The 17,881-nt window shown below is 26.5% G+C and carries 19 protein-coding genes; 18 read left to right on the top strand and 1 reads right to left on the bottom strand.

All coding sequences use genetic code 11. The annotated features are described in order from the left end of the window. The 10 genes from ACRDBA_RS07385 to ACRDBA_RS07340 all read left to right on the top strand — a co-directional run. Nucleotides 1–336 (top strand): single-stranded DNA-binding protein (locus ACRDBA_RS07385; RefSeq protein WP_438572285.1); only part of this gene is annotated, 336 nt, incomplete at its 5' end. Between the two features lie 78 nt (nt 337–414). Beyond that, a complete protein-coding gene (locus ACRDBA_RS07380; protein WP_438572284.1) occupies nt 415–750 on the top strand; it encodes a hypothetical protein in 336 nt (111 codons plus the stop codon). A 197-nt stretch (nt 751–947) separates the two neighbouring features. Then, nucleotides 948–2,456 carry a DUF1846 domain-containing protein gene (locus ACRDBA_RS07375; RefSeq protein ID WP_438572283.1) on the top strand — a complete coding sequence of 503 codons (1,509 nt, stop codon included), beginning with the start codon at nt 948–950 and terminating at the stop codon, nt 2,454–2,456. Between the two features lie 165 nt (nt 2,457–2,621). Further along, a complete protein-coding gene (locus ACRDBA_RS07370) occupies nt 2,622–3,401 on the top strand; it encodes a hypothetical protein (protein WP_438572282.1) in 780 nt (259 codons plus the stop codon). 25 nt (nt 3,402–3,426) lie between these two features. Further along, nucleotides 3,427–4,155: an HAD family hydrolase gene (locus ACRDBA_RS07365; protein ID WP_438572281.1), complete on the top strand. Its 729-nt coding sequence runs from the start codon at nt 3,427–3,429 to the stop codon at nt 4,153–4,155. Nucleotides 4,156–4,253: 98 nt separating this feature from the next. Then, nucleotides 4,254–4,619 carry a hypothetical protein gene (locus ACRDBA_RS07360; protein WP_438572280.1) on the top strand — a complete coding sequence of 122 codons (366 nt, stop codon included), beginning with the start codon at nt 4,254–4,256 and terminating at the stop codon, nt 4,617–4,619. Nucleotides 4,620–4,880: 261 nt separating this feature from the next. Beyond that, complete coding sequence (locus ACRDBA_RS07355) at nt 4,881–5,408, top strand: hypothetical protein (protein WP_438572279.1); 528 nt, start codon at nt 4,881–4,883, stop codon at nt 5,406–5,408. A gap of 96 nt (nt 5,409–5,504) precedes the next feature. After that, entirely contained in the window at nt 5,505–5,651 is a 147-nt protein-coding gene (locus ACRDBA_RS07350) for a hypothetical protein (protein ID WP_438572278.1), read from the top strand. Nucleotides 5,652–5,716: 65 nt separating this feature from the next. Continuing rightward, nucleotides 5,717–6,970, top strand: coding sequence for a hypothetical protein (locus ACRDBA_RS07345; RefSeq protein ID WP_438572277.1), 1,254 nt, complete (start codon nt 5,717–5,719; stop codon nt 6,968–6,970). Nucleotides 6,971–7,009: 39 nt separating this feature from the next. Next, on the top strand, nt 7,010–8,218 hold the full coding sequence (locus ACRDBA_RS07340; protein WP_438572276.1) for a M20 metallopeptidase family protein: 1,209 nt from the start codon (nt 7,010–7,012) through the stop codon (nt 8,216–8,218). 25 nt (nt 8,219–8,243) lie between these two features. Here the strand turns inward: ACRDBA_RS07340 and ilvA are convergent, their stop codons facing one another. Then, nucleotides 8,244–9,443 (bottom strand): threonine ammonia-lyase, encoded by a 1,200-nt coding sequence (ilvA, locus tag ACRDBA_RS07335; protein ID WP_438572275.1) that lies wholly within the window; start codon nt 9,441–9,443, stop codon nt 8,244–8,246. 157 nt (nt 9,444–9,600) lie between these two features. Here ilvA and ACRDBA_RS07330 point away from each other — a divergent pair, with 157 nt between their 5' ends. The 8 genes from ACRDBA_RS07330 to ACRDBA_RS07295 form a co-directional block, all read left to right on the top strand. After that, nucleotides 9,601–10,470 carry an SDR family oxidoreductase gene (locus ACRDBA_RS07330; protein ID WP_438572274.1) on the top strand — a complete coding sequence of 290 codons (870 nt, stop codon included), beginning with the start codon at nt 9,601–9,603 and terminating at the stop codon, nt 10,468–10,470. A 73-nt stretch (nt 10,471–10,543) separates the two neighbouring features. Beyond that, nucleotides 10,544–11,284, top strand: a complete 741-nt coding sequence (locus ACRDBA_RS07325; RefSeq protein ID WP_438572273.1) for a pseudouridine synthase — start codon at nt 10,544–10,546, stop codon at nt 11,282–11,284. Between the two features lie 12 nt (nt 11,285–11,296). Continuing rightward, nucleotides 11,297–11,839, top strand: coding sequence for a tRNA (mnm(5)s(2)U34)-methyltransferase (locus ACRDBA_RS07320; protein ID WP_438572272.1), 543 nt, complete (start codon nt 11,297–11,299; stop codon nt 11,837–11,839). A 128-nt stretch (nt 11,840–11,967) separates the two neighbouring features. Next, nucleotides 11,968–12,864 carry a MurR/RpiR family transcriptional regulator gene (locus ACRDBA_RS07315; protein ID WP_438572271.1) on the top strand — a complete coding sequence of 299 codons (897 nt, stop codon included), beginning with the start codon at nt 11,968–11,970 and terminating at the stop codon, nt 12,862–12,864. A 143-nt stretch (nt 12,865–13,007) separates the two neighbouring features. Next, the gene (locus ACRDBA_RS07310) at nt 13,008–14,228 is read left to right on the top strand and encodes an NAD(P)/FAD-dependent oxidoreductase (RefSeq protein ID WP_438572270.1); all 1,221 of its coding nucleotides are present in this window, start codon (nt 13,008–13,010) and stop codon (nt 14,226–14,228) included. 36 nt (nt 14,229–14,264) lie between these two features. After that, nucleotides 14,265–14,912 (top strand): (d)CMP kinase, encoded by a 648-nt coding sequence (cmk, locus tag ACRDBA_RS07305; RefSeq protein ID WP_438572269.1) that lies wholly within the window; start codon nt 14,265–14,267, stop codon nt 14,910–14,912. 101 nt (nt 14,913–15,013) lie between these two features. Next, a complete protein-coding gene (locus ACRDBA_RS07300; RefSeq protein WP_438572268.1) occupies nt 15,014–16,924 on the top strand; it encodes a bifunctional 4-hydroxy-3-methylbut-2-enyl diphosphate reductase/30S ribosomal protein S1 in 1,911 nt (636 codons plus the stop codon). Between the two features lie 202 nt (nt 16,925–17,126). Further along, the coding region (locus ACRDBA_RS07295; RefSeq protein ID WP_438572267.1) for a hypothetical protein at nt 17,127–17,881 on the top strand (755 nt) is incomplete at its 3' end.

The following is a 17,881-nucleotide window of genomic DNA, read 5'->3' as shown; positions in this document are numbered from 1 at the left end:
GAGGTTATTATTATGAACAAAGTAAATATTATAGGTAATTTGACTAGAGATATTGAACTTAAAGAATCTGACAAATGTATTTATAGTAATTTTAGTATTGCAATAAATACATATAATAGTAAGCGACAAGAAGACGTGGCGACATTTATAGAAGTTGTAGCATTTAATAAGAGTGCAGAAATTTTATCAAAGCATGGAAAAAAAGGAAGAAAGATAGCAATAGAGGGCAGACTTAAAAATGATAGCTACACAAGTAGTGACGGAATTAAAAAACATAAAATAGAAGTTATTTTAGAAAAATTCTACTTTTTAGATTATAAAAAGAATGTATCTTAAAATTATATATCTTGTCTTTTTTTAGAAATTATAGTTAAATATTAGGTGTAATTATCTAAGGAAAAGAGGTATCTATTAATGGATGAAAATAAATTAAGCCCACAAATGCAAAGCATAACTAAAGGGTCAGCTTATTTTATATTAAATAATGGTCCTATAAAGAATCTTATAGCTAATGAAAAGATTAGTAGTGAAGAGGCAAAGGAAATACAAGAATATCTTCAAAATCATTTATCATATTTATATAAGGTTTTACTTGAAGAAAACAACATAAAAAAATTTGAATTAGTAGTAAATACTATGAATAAGTTTTATGTAGAAGATTCAACAGAAATACATGTAAAAGATGATGGATTTGATGCTATTTATAAAAGCTTATTCCAGCCTAAACCTAGTAATATATCTATTAAATAATTTACTTAATAGATATAATTATAAAGTTAAAATGAATTTGGTTAGTATATTCTTAAATGTACTAACCAATTTTTATTAATATTATAGCGTAGTATAAATTATTTGTAGAAAAACAAAAAATAATGTTGTATAATATGTATTTAATAGAACTAGTAAATACAATTAATTAATAATATATAGTGAGTGAGGCATAAAGAATGAAAATTGGATTCGATCATAAGAAGTATTTAGAAGAACAATCAAAGTTTATTTTAGAAAGAGTAAATGACTATGATAAGCTTTATCTTGAATTTGGTGGAAAGCTAATGTGCGATTTACATGCAAAAAGAGTTTTACCAGGATTTGATGAAGATGCAAAAATTAAATTATTACATAAATTAAGAGAAAAAGTTGAAGTTATCATTTGCGTTTATGCAGGAGATATAGAAAGAAATAAAATAAGAGGCGACTTTGGAATTACATATGATTTAGAAGTTTTAAGACTTATAGATGATTTAAGATCTTATGAATTAGATGTTAATAGTGTTGTTATAACTAGATATAGTGGTCAACCTGCTACAACTGTATTCATTAATAAGCTTGAGCGTAGAGGAATTAAAGTTTATAAGCATGAAGCGACAAAAGGTTATCCAACTGATGTAGATACAATAGTAAGTGACGAAGGATATGGAAAAAATCCATATATTGAAACTACTAAGGAAATAGTAGTAGTTACTGCACCAGGTCCAGGTAGCGGAAAGCTTGCAACTTGTTTAAGCCAATTATATCATGAAAATAAAAGAGGAAATGCTGTTGGATATTCTAAGTTTGAAACATTCCCAGTATGGAATGTTCCATTAAAGCATCCTTTAAATATTGCTTATGAAGCTGCAACTGTTGATTTAAAAGACGTTAATATGATCGATTCATTCCACATGGATGCATATGGAAAAGTTGCTGTTAACTATAACAGAGATATTGAAAGTTTCCCAGTTCTTAAGAGAATAATAGAAAAAATCACAGGTGAAGAAGCTGTTTACAAGTCACCAACAGATATGGGAGTTAACAGAGTAGGTTATGGAATTACTGATGATGAAGTAGTTAAAGAAGCTTCAAATCAAGAAATCATAAGAAGATACTTTAAAACTGCTTGTGAATACAAAAAAGGTTATATAGATAAAGAAACTGCTGATAGAGCTAAATTAATTATGGAAGAATTAAGTCTTAAGGAATCAGATAGAAAAGTTGTAATTCCAGCAAGAGAACATTCTGCAAAATTAAAGCTTGCTTCAAAGAAAAATGAAGTTTGCCCAGCTGTTGCTTTAGAGCTTCATGATGGAACTATTTTAACAGGAAGATGTTCAGACATAATGGATGCAGCTGCTGCAGTAATATTAAATGCAATTAAGCACTTAGCAAAAATAGATGATGAAATTCATTTAATTTCACCAGTAATATTAGAGCCAATAGTTAACTTAAAGTCAAAAACTTTAAGCAGTATTAACACAGCTTTAACTAGTGAAGAAATTTTAATTGCTTTAAGTATTTGTGCTGCAACTAATCCTATGGCACAAGTTGCAATGGATAAATTAACTATGCTTAAAGGATGTCAAGCTCACTCAACTACAATTATAGCTGGAAGTGATGATCAAACATTTAGAAAGCTAGGAATTGATGTAACATGTGATGCTGAGTACCCAACTGAAAGCTTATACTATAATAATTAATAATAATTGAGGACTTAACGTTGTGTTAAGTCCTCTTCTGAATAAAAATGTACAGTTAGTTTTATTATAAATGAATGTAAAACTTAATCTAATATATATGTTTAAAGATTTAATTTAAATAAAGAGGGAATAAATAAAATATATACATATTTTAAGGAGGTTCTTATGGAGAAGAATTCTAAGAATATATTTTATATTTTTTTATTAATTATATTCCTTAATAGCATTTATAATATATCTTTAAATTTTGATAGTTTAGGCTTTGAATCATTATCTAATATAATATTCTTCTTGCCTTTATCATTAATTCTATTTATTCCATATATAAAAAATTTAAGTGGTAGAAATAGCTTTATACAAGAAAATGTAGAAAAGGAATTAGATATTATAGAAAAATTAACTGATGTTTCTAAAAATAATTATAAAGTTATAAGTAATTTTTACTTAAAAAATGGTAATGAAAAAACACAATTCGATATTATTTTAATATTTGAAAATAAAATTAATAATATTATTTTATGTAATAGGAATACAAGTATAAGCATTGAGCCTAATATGAGTAATGACATGTTTTTATCTGAAAATAGGGAAATAAATAAAAAGTTAAAAAATACAAATTTAGCCCTTAAAAATACTTTTGGTGATATTGAAATAGAAAATAATATATTATTTTTAGATGAGTTAAAAAATGAGTCATTTTCTAATAATAAGGAAATTTCTATTTATACTATTGATGAGTTTATTAATTATATAAAAGGATTTAAAGAAAGAGGAATGGATAATATAAATTTAATATTAAACAAAATATATGAAAATATTAATTATATTAATAATCCATTTCATATAAGAGAAAAGTATGATATATATGGAGTTAAAAATAACTTTATTAGAGTGAAAATATTAATAAGCTTATTTTTTGTATTTTTATATTTATATAACAAATGATATTAAATTAGGAGGAATATAACAGATGAAAAAAATAGCAGCTTTTTTTGATATTGATGGAACAATTTATAGAGAAGGATTAATAACTGAGGTTTTTAAAAAAATAGTAAAATATGAATTAGTAAATGAAGATAAATGGTACAACGAAGTAAGACCTGCGTATTTAAGCTGGGATAAAAGACAAGGTGACTATGATACTTATTTACTTAAAATGGTTGAGATATATACTGAAGCAATAAAAGGAATAGAAAAGCAGCATATTGATCATATAGCAAGAAAGGTTATAGAACAAAAAGGAGATAGAGTTTATACATTTAGTCGTGAAAGAATTAAGTGGCATAAAGAACAAGGTCATGTAGTAATAGCTATATCAGGTTCACCAATAGAATTAGTAAGTGAAATGTCTAAAAAATATGGGTTAGATGATTTTAGAGGAACTATTTACAAACGAGATGATAATAATAAGTTTAATGGTGAAATTATTCCTATGTGGGATCATGATAGTAAGCTTAAAGCAATAAATGAATTAAAGGATATATATAATATAGATTTAAGTCAAAGTTATGCATATGGTGATACATCTGGAGACTTTACAATGTTTAAGTCTGTAGGAAACCCCTATGCTATAAATCCAACTAAAGAACTTATAGCAAAAATATTATCAGATAAAGAATTAAAGGATTTAATTAAGGTTATAGTTGAAAGAAAAGATGTAACTTATAAGCTAGATATAAATTCTATAGATATTATTTAATTAAATATTCAGAAAATATTGAAAACGTATTCTAAAATTGGTATTATATAAATATAGTATATATTATAAATTCTAGTTTATATTAGGGGGAGTTATCAATGAAATTTGCAAGCTTAAGTTCAGTTACACCTACAGTATTATTTGTTGAATCAGAAGAAATGTTTAAAAATGAATATACGCATTATGAAAGTATGAGAAATGGAAGAGTTCATGAAGTTTTTAAAATTGCAATTAAGGATATGGATTTCCTAAAGATTTTAATTTTTAATAAAGACTATATGAATATAAAACCTATTGATACGTTTTTATCATATTATTCTAATAAGCTTCCTAAGCTTACAGAAAATAAATATAATTTTATCACAGCATTATTTGATAATTATTTCAATGTATTATCAAATAAATCAAATGATGTTAAGGAGCTAGGATATAAACTAATATCTACAAAGGAAATTTCATCATAAATATAAAAAAAGAAGTTAGCTAAAATAATTTGGCTAACTTCTTTTTATTTGATTAATATTCGTTGTAGCATTACCTCTTCTAGAGAGATATTAACTATATAATTACTTACTAACCTTTAGATGTAGTTAAAAATTAACCTGAAGGTTAGAAATCTATTTATATACTTAACATTTTAATATTAATTAAATACATCATAGACAAGCTTTGTAACTATCTATATAATAATAATTGACTTAAAAACGTAACTAGGAGAATCAAAAATGCAATTAATAGAAAAAAACATAGAAGAAAAAATTAAACACTTAAGAAAGTCTATAGAAATAGTTGGTGGAGCAAACCTTCTACAAAATGACTTTAAAAATGATACTTACATAGTAAGTTATATATTAGATAAAACTTTAAAAGGTGAAAACGTAGAATTCGATATTAATAATTGTACATATAAAATAGATGAGCTATTAAAAATAAAATCAGAATATGAAAAAAACTTAATTAAAACTAAGCGTAAATATACAGAATCAATATTATTTAAAATTAAAAAATATAATACAGAAATAGATTCACTTGTAAGAAAATATAAAAAGTCTACAGATATAACTCAATATAATGAAATAAGAAATAAAATTGAAGGATTATATAGAATTGATATTAATAATTACTTATTAAATCAAATAAAGTTAAATGACATTAGAGAATCTTTAGAAGTAAATTACTATGGTGAATATTTACTAGAAAAGAAAGATCAATTACTTACAAATATTTTAAGAGCATTAGGAATTGAGCATTAGATAAATTTAACAGTGATAAACTTATAAAAAATGAGAAAACTAATTAAGAATTATAGCTATATAATTTAGGATAACTCATTATAAGGAGGGCTTATCATGAAAAGTAAAATGCTTAAAAAACTTAAAAGAAAACTTAATAGAGGTAAAGTAAAAGGTAATATCCTAATGGAAATGGCTCAAGATACTATGGACATTATAAACAATGCAAAGAAATATAAAGCTGTTAAAAAATTAAAAAAATAACATTAATAAAGTCAGTAGATTTAATCTGCTGACTTTATTAATATTATAGGAAAGTGAGGAGTAAATTGAATAACAATATTATAGATAAAATTACATATAAAACAAAATATCCAAGCTGGTGGGTAGAATCAGTTGCAATACAATATTCTAATATAGAGGAATTTATATATAACAACAAAGAAACACTAATTTCATTAGATTTTTCAAAGTTAGAGGAAGATGAATTAGAGGAAAATGTTCTTTATAAAAAAGTTATTATTTCTAACTATAAAATATTCAACAATATTACTTCTGATAATTTTAACTCTAGATATATTAAAAAAGAAAGTATATTAAGCGATGATGAGATAGTTTCTGAATATAACTCTTTAATTTGTAATGGTAAAGTATCAAATTTTTTTGCTGTAGAAAAGAGAAATACTAGTATGTTAAGACCAAGAGATATATTAGGATCATATTTTCAAGTAAAACATGAAGGTGACTTCTATCAATGGAAAGTTATAGATTGTATTAATTATTGTGAAGAAACAGCTAACTTTGATTTTACTTTAGAAATAAATAAGCTTGAGGAAAGATATGAAGTTTTATTATCTAGATTAAATGAGGAAGAGAAAATAGAAGCTTTAAAGGATGAAGTAGAACATTTTATTGAATGGAATAAGGTTATTTTAAGAAGTTTATCTAAGGCATTATATAATGCACATTTAAATAACTTAAGACAAATGGATGAATCAAAAATAATTAATTCAAATACTCCGGCTATTTTCTCTTCTTTCGAAAAAATTAATTATAGTAAGGACTTATTTTTAGTGGATTTTGATTTATCATCAGTATTTTATAATTCTTGTGTTTTAGAAGTAAATAACTTCAAAGAATTAGAAAAAAGAGAACTTAGTGAAGATATAATAGATTCTATTTATAAACATAAAGTTTCAGCCATTATTATGGCACTAACTTGCCTAGAGACGTATATAAATATATTAGGTGGAAACTTATTTAAAGATATTTGGAGTGAAATAAGTGGAGTAAACTTAAATAAGAAAATTATCCTTGTTATAAAACAATGCAATAAGGAATTTAACTATATGGAAGACAAAACTATAAAATCTATTATAGATCTTATAGATTTAAAAGATGTATTAATTAAGAACAATATAGTTAATACAGAAATTATATCAAATAATGATAGTAGCTATACAAAGTTATATGATATTTTAAGTAGTGACTTAATAAATGACTTAGATTTAAAAGTAAAAGAATTTATTTTATTAATAAGCAATATAGGTGGGTATTTATCTCCAAAATGGATAAATAGCTAACTTAACTTTAGGTTTTTATATTTTATATAGGAGGGACTTATGAAGGAGAAGATAGACCTTTTAGCAAAAGAAATAGAAGTTGAATTAATTAAAATTAGAAGGCATATTCATGAAAATCCTGAACTATCTTTAAAGGAGAAAAACACTAGTGATTTCATAGTAAGTAAATTAAAGGAATTTGGAATTACTGAAATTTACAACGATATTTATGAAACTACAGTTATTGCAATTATTAGGGGGAAGGGCCAAGGAAAAACAGTTTTAATAAGAGCTGATATGGATGCTTTACCTATCACAGAAATGACAGAATGTGAATATAAGTCTAAAAATCCTGGTGTAATGCATGCATGTGGGCATGATGCACATGTTTCTTGGATATTAGGTGCAGCTTATATATTAAATAAGATAAAAGATAACTTTAATGGAAATATAAAAATTCTATTTCAGCCAGCTGAAGAAGGTGATGGTGGTGCAGATGTAATGCTAGATACCAGAGATATATTAAATGAAGAACCATCTGTTGATTATGCATTAGCTGCTCATGTTTGGCCAGAATTAGATATAAATAAGATAGGTATAGTTAATGGTTGTGCTATGGCAGCAGCAAATAAATTTATATTAAATATCACTGGAAAAGGTGGACATGGTGCTGAACCACACAAAACTATTGATCCTATTTCACTAGGAAACCAAATTTATATGTGTGCACAGCAAATTATAAGTAGAAAAATATCTCCATTTGAAAATGCAGTATTAACCATTGGAAAATTTATAGGAGATGGAGCTTTTAATGTAATACCTAACTCAGTCTTAATTGAGGGAACTATAAGAGCAGAAAGTTATTCTAAGGTAAAGGAAATTACAAATGAATTTGAAAAGGTAATTAATGGAGTTGTTAAGTCTAATGGGGCTAATTATTCTTTGGAAATAGAAAAGCCCATTCACGCAGTAATAAATGACACTGTTTTAATTAAATTTGCTAAAAGCAAACTAAAGGGAATATATGGTGAAGATTTAAAGATATTAAGACATGGAGCAATGACCGGTGAAGATTTCTGTTATATAAGTAGAAAGGTTCCATCTTTATTTATGTATGTTGGATCAAAAGTAGAGGGTGATAACAGTACTTATGGACCTCTTCATAGTCCATATTTAAATATCAATGAAAAAATAATACCACAAACCTCTTCATTGATATCATATTTAGCAATAGAAATTTTAAATAATAAGGAAGACAATATACAGTAAAATGTATATTGTCTTCCTTACATTATTAATACATTTGATTTATTGAAAAACCATAATCATCAAAAGCTTTTTTTATAGTATTAATATGCTCTTGGCCATTAGTTTCAACAGTAACTTCTAGTAAAACATTTTTAATACGATTTATAGCCTTAAACTGATTATGCTCAAGCTTAACAACATTAGCATTTACTTCAGCTAATATTTTAGAAATATCTAAAAGCTGACCTGGCGTATCTGGAAGCTCAACTGAAAAACAGAACAACCTTCCTTTTTCAACTAAACCATTATTAATAAGTGAAGAAATAGTTAGCATATCTATATTTCCACCACTTATTACAGATACTATATTTTTATTTTTAATATTTATTTTTTTTAAGGCTGCTAAGGTTGTAGCACCTGATGCTTCTGCTAGTAATTTATGCTTTTCACTTAATATTAAAAATGCTTCTGCTATTTCATTGTCAGAAACTGTTACAATTTCATCTACATAATCCTTTATTATACTAAAAGTTAAGTCTCCAGGTGATTTAACTGCTATACCATCAGCTATAGTATTAATAGATTTTAGATTAGTAAGCTTACCACTTTTAAAGCTAAGCTCCATTGCATTAGCGCCTTCAGCTTGTACTCCAATAATTTTTATATTGGGGTTTAATTCTTTAGCTGCTAAAGAAACTCCACTTATTAATCCTCCACCACCAATAGGGCATATAATAACATCAACATCTTCTAAATCTTCAAATATTTCTAATGCTATAGTTCCTTGTCCATAGATAACATCTATATCGTTAAAGGGATGAATAAATGTAGCACCTTCATTTTTTTCTATAGACTTAGCTTCCTTAAAAGCATCATCATAACAAGTACCTGATAAAACTACATTTCCACCAAAATTCTTAGTAGATTTAACCTTAACAAAAGGTGTAGTTTTAGGCATTACAATAGTAGAATTAATATTATTTAATGAAGAGGCAAAGGCAACTCCCTGCGCATGGTTACCTGCTGATGAGCAAACAACTCCTTTTTCTTTTTCCTCTTCCTTTAAAGATTTTATTTTATTTAATGCACCTCTTATCTTATATGCACCTGTTTTTTGTAAATTTTCACATTTCATATATACGTTATTATTATATTGGTTTGAAAAAATATCACTATATAAAAGAGGAGTTTTAATAATTACGTCTTTTATATTTGTATAAGCAAATTGTATTTTTCTTAAATGCATAAGTTCACCTCATATTTTAATAGTTTTCATTACATTATAACATTTTTTAACATTAGAATCCAAATTTTCCATATAGTTATGTTTTAAGAGAATAATATTTTAAAATTTAAGTAAAATAATAGACATAGATTAATTATAAAAAAGGAGATGGTTACTAATGACAAATATTCAATATCCAAAGGAAGTACCTGCACAACATCAAGATAAACAACCAGGAATAGAAGGGGTAATGAATCCATTACCAATTTACTATGTAGAAAATTATAATAGTTCTTCCAATAGATTAAAGGATAAGGTAGCAGTGATAACAGGAGGAGATAGCGGAATAGGAAGAGCTGTTTCAATAGCTTTTGCAAAGGAAGGAGCTAAGGTTTTTATAATTTATTTAGATGAACATGATGATGCAAATAAAACTAGGGAAATAATAAATGGATTTGGAGGGGAATGTACATTATTAAGTGGTGATGTTGGAAATGAAGAATTTTGCAATAATGCTATTAAGAAGGTAATTGATAAATACAATACAGTTAACATCTTAGTTAATAATGCAGCGGAGCAACATGAAAGTAAAAACTTTTTAGATTTAACTTCTGCACAATTAGAAAAGACATTTAAGACAAACTTTTTCAGTGCTGTGTATTTATCAAAGGCTGTAATGACATATTTAAAAGAAGGTGACTGCATTATAAATACAACATCTGTAACTGCTTATCATGGACATGAAACATTATTAGATTATTCTTCTAGTAAGGGAGCATTAACATCATTTACTAGATCTTTAGCATTAAATTTAGCAACAAAAGGTATAAGAGTAAACGCAGTAGCACCAGGACCTATATGGACACCTTTAATTCCATCTTCCTTTGATGCAAATAAGGTTTCACAATTTGGTAAAAATACTCCAATGAAGAGGCCAGGTCAACCAGTAGAGGTTGCTGAAAGTTATGTTTTCTTAGCTAGCTCAGGTGCATCATATATTACAGGGGAAACTATTCATGTTAATGGAGGAGAAATAGTAAACTCTTAAGCTTTCAAGGTTGCATAATTAGGCTCCAAATAGTAATATAGTAATTGCTAAATGAAAAACTTGGAGTGATAATATGGAAGAAAGATTACAAAAATACATGGCTGGGTGTGGAGTAGCATCTAGAAGAAAATGTGAAGAGATAATTTTAAGTGGTAAAGTAAAAGTAAATGGAATAGTAGTTAATGAATTAGGAGTAAAAGTAGATCCATCTAAGGATGTAGTTGAATATAACAATTGTAAGATTACAACTGAAGAAAATAAAGTATATATAATGTTAAATAAGCCAGAAGGATATATAACATCAGTAAAAGATGAAAAGGGAAGAAGTACTATTATAGATTTAGTAAAGGTAAATGAAAGAATATTTCCTATAGGAAGGCTAGATTATGATAGTTCAGGACTTATACTGTTAACTAATGATGGTGAAATATATAATAAGATTATTCATCCAAGAGTAGAGGTAGAAAAGAAATATATTGCAGTGTGTGAAGGAACTTTTAGTGATAGTGAAATAAATAAGTTTCAAACTGGTTTAGATATAGGTGATTATAAAACTGCACCTGCTAAAATAAGAGTTATTTCAACTGAAAATAGATTTAATAAAAAAACAAGAGAAGATAAGACTTATTCAACTGTAGAAATAATTATACATGAAGGTAAAAACAGACAAATCAGAAGAATGTGTTCTGCTTTAAATCATCCTGTTGTTGCTTTAAAAAGAGTATCTGTAGGTGATATTAAGCTTGGATACTTAAAACCAGGTAAATGGAGAGATTTAACTAAAGAAGAGTTAGATTATATTAATTCACTATAATGGGGGTAAAGCATGTATAAGTATGTAGCAGATATAAGCGATATATCACATTACATAATTAATAACTTTTTAGAAAATAAAGATAAGGCAATTGACTGTACACTAGGAAACGGATTTGATACAGATTTTTTATCAGAAAACTTTAATGAGGTAATTTCATTTGATATTCAAAAAATAGCATGTGATAATTACATATTAAAAAATAAGGAAAATGTACGAGTAATTAATGATTCTCATCATAAGTTAGGTGTATATATAGAAGGCACAGTAGATTGTATTATGTATAACCTAGGATTTTTACCCGGTGGAGATAAAGAAATAACAACACTACATCAAACATCTTTAGAAAGTATAAAACAAGGTTTAGAAATCTTAAATAGTGGTGGTATTATGAGTATTTGTATTTATAAAGGCCATAATGAAGGTAAAAAAGAGGAGTCTTGCATTTTAGAATATTTAAAGGAACTTCCTAAAAATAAGTTCGGAGTAATGTCTCATAATTATTTAAATAGAGTAGATACAGCGCCTTCACTAGTAATTATAGAAAAGAAATAAAGAGAAAATATTTATTTTTTAAAATCTATTGTATTTAAATTATGAAATATATATTGATAGATTATTCATAAAATGATAGAATTATAAAATATAAATTATTTAAGATTTAAGAAAAGAAGGTATTTATTATGGATAATAATCTAAAAGATAATTCTAAAGATTTGATGAGATTAATTCAGTTAAGATTTTCAAGATTAAGTAAAGGTCAAAAGCTAATAGCTGAGTACATACTTAAAAATTATGATAAAGCAGCATTTATGACTGCAGCAAAGCTAGGTATCTCTGTTGGAGTATCAGAATCAACAGTAGTTAGATTTGCTAATGAGCTAGGATTTTCAGGATATCCAAAGCTACAAAAGGCACTACAAGAGTTAATAAAAAATAAGCTTACTACTGTTCAAAGATTAGAGCTATCTAATGATTATGTAAGCGAAGGTTATGCGCTAAAAGGTGTTTTAAAAGCTGATATGGAAAATATAAGAGCTACATTAGAAAAGATAAACTATAATACCTTTGAAGATGTAGTAAATAAAATATTTGAAGCTAAAAGAATATATATAATAGGGTTAAGAAGTTCTACTGCTCTTGCAGAATTTTTAGGTTTTTATTTAAATATAATTCTTCAAAATGTTAAGACTGTAGGTCATGGAATATCAGATATATTTGAACAAATGATTAATGTAGGAGAAGGAGATTTAGTTATAGGAATAGGCTTCCCTCGTTATGCATCAAGAACAATAGATGCCTTAGCATTTGCTCAAGATCGTGGAGCTGATGTAGTTGCAATTACTGATAGCTTACTATCACCTTTAGCAACAAAAGCAGATTATGCTCTTATTGCACAAAGTAATATGGCATCATTTGTAGATTCACTGGTAGCTCCTTTATCAGTTATAAATGCATTGATTATAGCTGTTGGAATGAGAGAAAAAGAAGCAATAGCTGATACGTTTGGAAACTTGGAAAATATTTGGAAAGAATATAATGTTTACTCTTATAATAATAGAAATGTAGGAGATGACTAAAAAATGTTTAGGTATATAGCGTTGCTATATACCTAAATTTTTTTATAAATAAACAAAAAGCACTCTTATAATTTATTGAATAAATTATAAGTAAGTGTTATTATGTAAAAAGGTATATACATACCTTAGGAGGATAATATTAAATGAAAAAGGTAGTAGTAATTGGTGCTGGTCCAGCAGGAATGATGGCTGCAATGACAGCAGCAAAAGAAAATAGAGTAGTATTATTAGACTCTAATGAAAGAATAGGAAAAAAGCTATTTATAACTGGTAAAGGAAGATGCAATGTTACTAATGCAAAGGATATATCAGAATTCTTTGATTTTATACCAGGTAATTCAACATTTCTTTATAGTGCATTATATAGCTATACTAATGAAGATACAATTAATTTCTTTAAAGAAGAAGGAATAGATTTAAAGGTTGAACGTGGAGGAAGAATTTTTCCACAGTCTGATAAATCATCTGATATAATAAAAGGATTAAAAAGTGGATTAGATAAAGCAGGTGTTTCAGTAAAGTTAAATAGTAAAGTAATTGGTCTTACTTCAAGTAATGGCAAAATTACAGAAGTAAAGCTTGAAAACGGTGAAAAAATTTCAGGTGATCACTTTATTATATGTACTGGTGGAGCTTCATACCCTCTTACAGGTTCAAAGGGTGAGGGGCAAAAATTTGCTAAAACACTAGGTCATAATATAGTAGATTTAAAACCATCTTTAGTTCCAATTGAAATTAAAGAAAAATGGATTTCTGAAATAATGGGGTTATCACTTAGAAATGTTGCTATATCAATATTTGAAAAGGGAAAAAAGAAAGCTTTATATAATAATCAAGGTGAAATGATATTTACTCACTTTGGAGTATCAGGACCTCTTATTTTAAGTGGATCTAGATTTGTTCATAAAGGAAAGCAATATGAACTTTCTTTAGACTTTAAGCCAGCATTAAGTGAAAATGAACTTGATAAAAGAGTTCAAAGTGACTTTAAGAAATACATAAATAAGGATTTTAAAAATTGTCTTGATGACTTATTACCTAAAAAGATTATCCCAGTTATTATTGCGTTATCAAATATACCTGAAGATAAGAAGGTAAATGAAATTACAAAAGAAGAAAGAAAATATCTTGTATCTTTACTAAAGGACTTTAGAATGAATATAACAGGTTTAAGACCTTTAGCAGAGGCAATTGTTACAGCAGGTGGAGTAGATACAAAAGAAATAGATCCATCAACTATGAGATCTAAAATTATTGATAACTTATCCTTCGCAGGTGAAGTGATTGATGTTGATGCCTTTACTGGAGGGTATAATGTTCAAATAGCGTTATCAACAGGATTTATTGCAGGTAGTAACATATAAATAATATATTTTAAGAATTGAAAGGTGGAAATAATTTTGAAATTTTCAGTAGCTATAGATGGTCCAGCAGGAGCAGGAAAAAGTACAATAGCAAAGCTTGTAGCAAAGGAATTTAATTTAATGTACATTAACACAGGGGCAATGTATAGAGCTGTAGCATTAAAATCAAGTGAAAATAATATTGACTCAGAAAATATAGATGAATTATGTAAATTAATAGATTCTATGGAAATGAAATTTGAAAATGATGATTTAATATTAAATGGAGTTAATATTCAAGATAAGATAACTGTTCCTGAAATAAGCTCTGTTGTTTCAATTTACGCATCTATTCCAGAGGTTAGACATAAGTTAGTTAAACTACAACAAGACATGTCTAGAAAATTTAATGTTATAATGGATGGTAGAGATATTGGAACTGTAGTACTTAAAGAATCACCATTTAAGTTCTTTTTAACTGCAACTCCAGAGGAAAGAGCAGATAGAAGATATAAAGAATTAAAGGAAAGAGGATTAGATGTAAATTACGATGTAATATTATCAGATATAATAAAAAGGGATCATATTGATAGCACAAGAGAAATAGATCCTTTAAGAAAAGCTGATGATGCAATTGAAATTGACACTACTGGTTTAAATATCGATGAAGTAACAAGTAAAATATGTTCTTTAATAAAACTTTAATATAAATTATTATAAAAATATATTCTTAAATTGTTAGCCGTATAATATATATATAGATATATATAACATAAACACTTATGATAAAAAAGGATGTGAAAAAAGTGAATAGAAAAGTGATACTTGCTGAAAATGCAGGATTTTGCTTTGGAGTACAAAGAGCTGTAGAAGAGGCTCTTAAAGTTAAAAAGCAGTATAATAGAAAGATATATACTCTTGGACCATTAATTCATAATAATGATGTGGTTAATTACTTAGAAGATAATGAAATTTATGCAGTAGATTTTAATAACATTGATTCATTAAATGAAAATGATGTTATTGTTGTTAGATCTCATGGGGTATCTAAACATGTTATAGATACGTTAAATGCAAAAGGTCTTCAAGTAGTAAATGCTACATGTCCATATGTTACAAATATACAAAAGAAAGTAAATAAATACTCTGAATTAGGTTATAACATAGTAATTTTAGGGGATGAAACTCATCCTGAAGTTATAGGAATTAATGGTTGGTGTAATGATAAGGCTATCATTACAAGCTCTGGAGAATTTTCTGGTGATTTACCTAAGAAAATTTGTGCAGTATCTCAAACAACTGAAAAAGAAGCAAATTGGAAAAATACATTAAATAATCTTTCATCTAATTGTAAGGAGTTATTAGCTTTTAATACTATTTGCTCTGCTACAGAAGTTAGACAAAAAAGCGCATATGAAACTTCTATGGATGTTGATGCCATGATAGTAATAGGTGGAAAAAATAGTTCAAATACTACAAAATTATATGAAATTTCAAAGAAAAATTGTTCAAATACTATTCATATAGAAAATGTTCAAGAATTAACAGAAGAATTTATTAGTAATAATAAATATAAAAAAATTGGTATTACGGCTGGTGCATCAACACCAGATTGGGTTATTACAGAAGTGGTTAATGTTATGGAGGGGAAAGTTAGTATGGACGATCAATTAAAATTAATGAATGACATGGATAGAAGATTCAGTATAGGCGATGAAGTAACTGGTGAGATTTTATCAATTAGTCGTGATGAAATTGTTGTTTCTTTAGTTGGGTATAAATCAGATGGAGTTATTCCATTTAAAGAATTATCTTCACTTGAAAATATCGAAGAAGTTGTGAATTCTTTAAATGTAGGTGAGAATATTACAGCAAAGGTTATTAAGATAAAAAATGAAGATGGTAATGTAGTATTATCAAGACTTGAATATGAAAAAGAAGCTACAATAGTTGAATTAAAAAGCTTATTTGAAAACAATCAAAATTTTTCACTTTTAATTAAAGATGCTAAAGAAAAGGGGTTAGTTGGATACTATAAAGGAGTAAGAATATTTATTCCAGTATCACAAATAGATGTTAAGTTTATTAAAGATAAGGAAGCACTTGTTAATACTAATTTAGAAGTTAGATTAATAGACTTCTCAGATGAAAATCCATCTAAGATTGTTGCATCAAGAAGAATTATTTTAGAAGAGCAAAATAAAATAAAAGATGATGCTGCTTGGGAAAACTTATCAGTAGATGATATAGTTAAAGCTGAAGTAAAGAGATTTACTAAATTTGGTGCATTTGCAGAAGTTAATGGAATTGATGGTCTATTACATTTATCTCAAATATCATGGAGCCATGTAAAGTCTGCAGAAGACTTCTTAAAAAAGGGACAAATTGTAGATGTTAAAATAATAGAAATGGACAGAGAAAATAATAAGCTTTCATTAAGTATAAAAGCGTTATTACCTGAGCCATGGGAAAATATTAATGAAAAATATCCAGAAGGATTTGTAGTTTTAGGTAAAGTTGTTAGAATCAACGATTTCGGTGCTTTTGTTGAACTTGAACCTGGGGTTGATGGTTTAGTTCATATATCAAAAATAACTCATGATAGAATTAAACATCCTTCAGATGTATTAAAAATTGGTGAAGAAGTAAAAGCTAAGATTCTTACTGTTGATTCAGAAAATAAAAAAATAGCTTTAAGTATAAAAGATACAGAGTAAGAGTAATTTTAATAAATGAGATGCATATAGATAATATATGTATCTCTTTTTTTATTTTTAAAATTAATATATTAAATAACTAAAATGCGTTAGTTCTATTAAAACTACAAAATATAATATAACAAAAATTCAATAATATGGTTGACTATGTTTTATATAAAATCTTATACTGAAATAGAGAGGATTATGTGGGGTTAAGGATATGTTTACATTAGAAAGATTGACAACAGCAAATTTTGATTCATTTAGAAATATATATAATGAAAGCTTACAGCTTCAAACATATGATAAGGATTTTTTTAAAACCTATGATTCACAAAATTTTATTTATAAATTCATTTATCGAAGGTTTTTAAGATTAATAAATTATAATAACCACTTAGTTGGCTTTATATGGTACGATGCACCTTTAGATATTTCAATAAGAGTTTGGGCTCTATATATAGATGAAAAATATATAAAATTATTAACACCTTCATTATTTAGTAGTTTTAATAATTGTTTATTAACTTACGATGCTGTAGATTGTAAAAGAAATTCTGAGATGTTAAGTAATTTAGGTTTTAAAAAAATAAGACCTACTATTTTAATGGAATTAAAGCTATCAGAATATAAAATAAATGGAACCATACTTGATTATGAATTTAAAAGTAATAATATGACTAAAATAAAGGATTTACTGAAAAATGATTATGCTTTTGTACAAAATAATATTATAGAAACATATTATGAGCTTTTTAAAAATGGAGAGGATGAAGAGTTAAGATGTAACATCCAAAATGAAATATTCAATGATTTTAATAGAGTACCTTTAAAGGTAGAAGATATTATGAATGATATTATTCAAGATTACTATATTGATGGGTTATCTATATTCCAAAAAGTAAATGATATACATGTAGGATATGGACAAATAGTTAAGAATAGAAATATGTTTTTATTAGTTAATTTTGGGAT

The sequence above is a fragment of the Clostridium sp. genome (assembly GCF_051654825.1).
GTDB lineage: Bacteria > Bacillota > Clostridia > Clostridiales > Clostridiaceae > Clostridium.
This window is presented reverse-complemented; position numbering and strand designations above follow the sequence as displayed.